General features: G+C 40.4%; 4 protein-coding genes. 3 read left to right on the top strand and 1 reads right to left on the bottom strand.

Features of this window, described 5'->3' with window-relative positions:
• Positions 1-212: 212 nt before the first annotated feature.
• The gene (locus M595_RS26760) at positions 213-2,744 is read left to right on the top strand and encodes a GTPase (protein ID WP_023069725.1); all 2,532 of its coding nucleotides are present in this window, start codon (positions 213-215) and stop codon (positions 2,742-2,744) included.
• Positions 2,745-2,756: 12 nt separating this feature from the next.
• Positions 2,757-4,514 (top strand): GTPase, encoded by a 1,758-nt coding sequence (locus tag M595_RS26755; RefSeq protein ID WP_023069727.1) that lies wholly within the window; start codon positions 2,757-2,759, stop codon positions 4,512-4,514.
• 242 nt (positions 4,515-4,756) lie between these two features.
• On the opposite strand, the gene M595_RS26750 is transcribed toward M595_RS26755, so the two are convergent.
• Positions 4,757-4,996 (bottom strand): YlcI/YnfO family protein, encoded by a 240-nt coding sequence (locus M595_RS26750; RefSeq protein WP_023069726.1) that lies wholly within the window; start codon positions 4,994-4,996, stop codon positions 4,757-4,759.
• Between the two features lie 327 nt (positions 4,997-5,323).
• Here M595_RS26750 and rpaB point away from each other — a divergent pair, with 327 nt between their 5' ends.
• On the top strand, positions 5,324-6,085 hold the full coding sequence (rpaB, locus tag M595_RS26745) for a response regulator transcription factor RpaB (RefSeq protein WP_023069728.1): 762 nt from the start codon (positions 5,324-5,326) through the stop codon (positions 6,083-6,085).
• Positions 6,086-6,224: the final 139 nt, after the last annotated feature.

Below are 6,224 nucleotides of genomic sequence, written 5' to 3'. Positions count from 1 at the left end.
CTGAATGTAGAGACTTAAAAAATTTAACACCCTCTACCTCTAGGAGATCGTATGGGCTTGAGCAAAGCACGTTCTAACCGTCTCAACACTGACATGGCTATAACTCAGACGGCAATTTTTGCAGGTATCGCATTAACAGGTATTGCTGGCGGTGGCTATCTTGCCGACTGCGACTTCAACGTATTGGCTACTTTAATACGGGGTTAGGCAAGATGCAAACGACACTCAAAAAGACTGAACAAGTGACTAACAACCATTCTAATACGATAAATTATCCCTTTTTATTGGTAACGCACATGGTTTGTGCTGACCAACAAATTCACAGCGAAGAATCAAAAGCGCTTCACGAACTCGCAACTCAAATTGAAGCCGGACAGCGAACCCTGGAGGAAATGGAAAAGATTCTCGCCCAAGATGATAATCAATTATCTGTCGAAGAAGTTGCGAGGCGAGTACCCAGCAGTCAAAAAAATGAGGCCATGTGTCAAATTTTAGCGATTGCTTATGTAGACGGGTTTTGTTCGGTGTTAGAACGGAAGATGGCCGAACGAATTGCACAGATTTGGAACTGGCCGAAAGGAGAAATACAGAAACAAATTGAAGAAGCCGGAGCCTTTTCTGATACGGGATTTCTTGATGAGTCCAATCAACAAAAACTTTCTGTTAGTGCGCGTTTACTTCAGAAAGCTGATTCGATTTTATCCCAGGCTTTGGTTAATAAATTAGCCAATTTAACGGGAGCCGAAGAAAAAGTCGAGCAACTGCGGCGAGAAATTTTGTTATCGGGGCCAGAATATGATGAAGCAATTCGTGAGTGTGCCGTTGTTGCTAAGGAAGATTACCAATTTTCACAATTTGCTCTGAGAAGTGCTTTGTCGATACTTTACTATTTGGGAAAAAATTTGCAAAAATCGATTTATGAAATTCAGTCAAAAACTAACAGTAAAGGTCAGGCAAACACGGCTAAAGAAGTTGCAAAACAACTCGAATTAACTGAAAAATCGCTCTCGGCTGAAATTATCAAAGAAATTGAGGATGTGCGGGAATCCCTCCGTTCAAAAGAACGCGCTCTCAATCACTTTAGCATTGCCTTTATGGGCAGAACGAAAGCGGGAAAAAGCACGCTTCACGCCATTGTTACTAACGATGGATGGGAGGCGATAGGAGTTGGAAAACAGCGAACGACTCGTTACAACCGAGTTTATGAATGGAAAAATATTCGGATTATTGACACGCCTGGGATTGGCGCTCCCGGCGGAAAAAGTGATGAAGAAATAGCTGAAAGTGTGATTGAGGAGTCAGATGTTATCTGTTATGTCGTTACAAATGACAGCGTTCAAGACACAGAATTTAAGTTTTTACATCTGCTCAAAAAGAAAGCAAAACCGCTCATTATTCTTTTGAATGTTAAGAAAAATCTGCGCGATCCCCGTTGGTTAGAACATTTTCTAAAGAATCCCGATAAAGCCTTTGCAATGGAAGGTCAAAGCGGTTTGGGCGGACATATTGAACGCATTCGCCGCTATGCAAAAGAGCATTATGCAAACGATTACTTTCCCATTGTTCCGGTGATGCTTTTGGCGGCTCAACTTTCCCGCGAACCCGAACATGAAAATCGCCAAGAGGAATTATTCAAAGCCAGTCGAATGCAAGATTTTTTAGATTCTATTCGCGAGTCTTTGATTCAATACGGAACTATTCGACGATCGCAAACTCTACTCGGTTCGACTGTCGGCGCCATTAATACACCCTATGACTGGGTTGCAGGACAAGCTCAAATTTATGGACAATTAGCAGAAACAATTCAAAGCAAACAGGAGGAAATCAGAAAGAAAATTGAGATCGCATTCAAAGATAGCCGCAGCAACTTACAAATAGAAATCGAAACGATATTTCAAGAGGCGATTAATGCTGTTCCATCGTTTGCAGAGGAACATTGGAATTCAAACGAGTTGGGATTGAAACTCGGTTGGGAGAAAAGGCTAAAATCTCTCAATTTAGAACAGCGTTTAAAGTCTGCTTTTCAGGAAGCAGGTGAACAGTTTAAGCGTGAAGTTCAAGAGATATTAGAGGAAATCGGCCATGAATTACAGTTGGTTGCTGAACTTGGCGGCGATAACTTTAAATTCACAGAACAAGATTCTTGGGATACTCAACATATCCTGCGAATTGGCGGAATTATTTTAGGGGTAGCCAGTACAGTTCTTCTATTGTTTTCATCACCTTTTGCAATACCTGTAGGAATTGTTGCTGGAATTATCGGAGGTATTACTGGATTATTCAAATCCAAAGATCAGAAACGTCGTGAGGCGGCTCACAAAATTTCAGAGTCTTTGTACGAGCAACTGAATACCCAAAAACAGGCAACGCTGGAAAAAGCTCGAAGTGAATTTTCAAATTCCTGTGCTTCTGTAATTATGAATATCGAATCCTATTTCAAGGAACTCGCTTCTGGGCTTGAAAGTTTTTCTTTAACACTGGAGGAAGCACAGAAAAAATTCTCGGGATTTACTAACTATCTTAACCGTTTTTATGCCAAGCGAATTCTTGATTGGAGTCAGGAAAAATACGAACCCTTAACTGAAGAAGGAGCCAGAAAAACAGTTGCTAAGGTTCAACGGAAGTTCGGACACAAAATGAAAATTATCACTCGCTCTGAACTCACCATCAAAAAATCAATGGATGAACTGAAAAAGGTTCTCCAAGAAGACATTTCAATTCAATCTCACAAATCTGTTAAATAGGAGAAACAAGCCATGACTGCAAATAATCAGGATTTCCTCGCTGCCAAAATTGGTTCTGCATTCAAAAAAAATCTCGTTAGTTTTGATAAGCTACTAGAACAGGAAAATAAACCCGAACTCACAGCAATTCGGAAGAAACTGCGTGAGGAATTAAAAACCTATCGGGAACAAGGAGCAATTGGCGTTGCTTTTGTCGGACAATATAGTGCGGGAAAATCAACAATTATCTCTGCACTGACCGGAAAACGAGACATCAAAATAGATGCGGATATCGCCACCGATAAAACCAGCACCTACAACTGGAATGGTATTCAAGTTCTTGACACGCCGGGACTCTTTACAGAACGCCAAGATCACGATGAAATTACCTACGACGCGATTAACAAAGCCGATTTATTGGTATTTTGTCTCACCTATATGCTGTTCGACTCCGTTACCGTTGAGAACTTCAAAAAGTTAGCCTATGAAAAAGGTTATCGCTGGAAAATGATGCTCGTCATCAATAAAATGTCTGATGAAGCGGGAGAAGAAGAACAGAAAATATTGAACTACCGCCACAGTCTAGCAGAAGCCTTGAAACCATACAGCCTGGATGAATTTCCGGTTTGCTTTATCGATGCAAAAGACTACTGTGAGGGTGTTGATGAAAAGGATGATTTTCTCATGGAAATTAGCCGTTTTAAGACGTTTATTGATGCCCTCAACGAGTTTGTTAACAAACGTGCGGCATTAGCAAAATTTGATACTCCCGTCCGAATTGCACTCAGTTGTCTGGAAGAAGCACAGCTAAGTTTTACCCGCAATTCTACGAACGATTCAGCATTCCTCGAAATTTTAAATCGTTTATCTCGTGTTGTCCGAAAAGAACGGAGTCGCATCCGAACTAAAGTTCAGAATATTGCCTTGAAAATGTCTTCAGAGATTGCTCAACAAGGTGTATATCTTGCTTTGGCAGTAGGAACAGATGAAAATTTTGAGAAGCTTAATCAAGACTCAGAATTAAATGTTAGAAAACATTATGAACGTGCAGAAACAGAATTACAGTCTGTAATTAATGCTGCGGCTGAAGATATACGCCAGGAAGTCGAACAAGTTTTTGAGAGCGACTTGGTTAAAGCCTTTGTTACTTGTTTAGATAAAAACCAAAATATATCAGCTAAAAATGTAAAAGCTGGTATGAATGCAGAAGCCATCAAAAGTCAAATCAATTTCCTCGGTGATATTGGAACCAAAGCCGGAGTAAATATCACAAGTTCAGCGACTCGTGGCTTTGTTAAAACAGCAACCCAACAGGGATTTTTACGGTCTATGGATGTAGTCGGAAGTGGATTACATCAAACTGTTTTAGGAGTGGGTAAATTTGTCGGATTTAAGTTTAAACCCTGGCAAGCTGTTGGTATTGCTAAAAATCTTGGTAATGCGGCTCGATGTCTAGGACCAGTATTGGCTATTATTTCAGTTGGAGCGGATTTACTGACCATGCAACAAGAACATGAACAACAGCAAAAAATGGCAGAATGTCGTAAAGAAATTACCAGCCAGTTTCAAACAATTGGTAAAGACTTAGAGGCGCAAATCAGTATACAGCTTAGTGAATTTGAACAACAGGTTTACGGAGAAATTGATAAACAAATCTCAGTTGCTCGTCGCAGTGAAGAAGAATCTATCGCCGCTTCTAATACTTGGATGAAAGAACTGATGAACATTCGGGAGAAGTTTGAGTTAATTCTCAAATACATCACAAAAGCAACAGAAAAACCTGTGGCTTAGGTTTCAGCGTTTAGGTTGAACTATTGTTAAAGTTCCCGGTTTCCGTGAGAAGCTGGGAATTTTCTGTTGAAAAAGAGTTACCCGAGTCTGGTGACTACGAAACAGATCACTGATTGTTAAGTAATACTACAGTTGATGATCAAAAGTATCCTAAGCTTTCACTTGACAAATTAGCTAAGTTTTGCATAGTTGCCTACGACTTGATAGTTTGGGGCCAAAATTTGTCGGACAGTTAGAGTCATTTAATCATCCTGGATTTCGTGAGCGTGAGACTCAGGATTGAGAGTGTCGAGTCGATGTTCAAGTATCGCTAAACGGCTCTCAAGTTCTTCCATTTTATCGGGTTGATGAGCGATTCCTAAATAGGTTCTTAAAGCTTCAACCACGAGGTCTGACTTAGATTGTCCAGTTGCTTTGACCCGTGCCATCAATGCTTCGTGTAATTCAGGAGGAATCCTAACTCCTAAAAAGGGATTGGGCATGGTTTTAGTTGAGGAACATTTGGACAATCAACTTCAACAATGCCTCGATAATACCAGCCTATTGCTAAATCGTTACCTATCTCATAGTATTAATTTGTAAAAATAATAGTCAGTCCTCATTTTTATGTAAATTTTTGTTAAATTTATTTAGTTATTGCAAAATTTTTAAATTTTGGTGATACAGTTGTGATAACAAGATGATAACAGGTGTTATCAGACGCACAGTGGATGGCAGCACCAACATCTGAAGTCGCCTGAAATCGCTTGTTGATTTGAAACCAATTCAACCTGCACCGAAAGCCGATTCATCTATCTATGGGAGCAGACATGGCAACGCAATTACAATCTGAACACAAACGTAACTCCGGTAAAATCTTAATCGCAGATGACGAATCTGCTATTCGACGTATTCTCACCACTCGTCTATCGATGGTTGGCTATGAGGTTGTGGCCGCTGCCGATGGTCGCGAAGCCCTAAGCCTATTTGAAACAGAAAATCCTGATCTCGTCGTTTTAGATGTAATGATGCCCAAACTCAACGGTTATGGCGTGTGTCAAAAAATCCGCACCCAATCGGAAGTTCCCATCATTATGTTAACCGCTTTAGGAGATGTCGCGGATCGGATTACAGGGTTAGAACTCGGTGCCGATGATTATCTCACCAAACCCTTTTCACCCAAAGAATTAGAAGCCCGTATTCAAGCCATTTTACGCCGTCTGAGAGAAACAAACGCCAATCGTGATGTTAGTGCAGAGACTATTCAGGTAGATGCTCTACGAATTGATACTGTCAAGCGACGGGTTTATAAAGGCGAGCAACTGATTCCTCTAACTTACATTGAGTTTAATCTTCTCGAACTGCTCTTAAAACATTCTGGTGAGGCGGTTTCTCGTTCAGAAATTCTTCAAGAATTGTGGGGTTATGCACCTCGACGAATTGCGGATATGCGGGTTGTCGATGTTCATGTCGCTCGTCTACGCGCAAAAATTGAAGAAGATCAACGTAATCCCGAATATATTTTAACAGTGCGGGGAATTGGTTACGCCTCTCAACGCTTGCCGATTGTAGAGGAAGCTATTGGAGCTTGAGCCAATCTATTTTTAAACATTTGGGTTCCTAAGAAAAAACCAACACTACAACTTCAACTTTTGTCTCAACTTTTGTCTCAAAATCGAATTTGATATTAACTTAAAGTTTGGATCAATTCTCTGAACTTTAAATTTAAAA

Origin of the sequence: Lyngbya aestuarii BL J (assembly GCF_000478195.2) — a bacterium.
GTDB classification, from domain to species: domain Bacteria; phylum Cyanobacteriota; class Cyanobacteriia; order Cyanobacteriales; family Microcoleaceae; genus Capilliphycus; species Capilliphycus aestuarii.
Note: the sequence above shows the minus strand (reverse complement) of the source record. Positions and strands in the feature narration are given on the sequence as shown.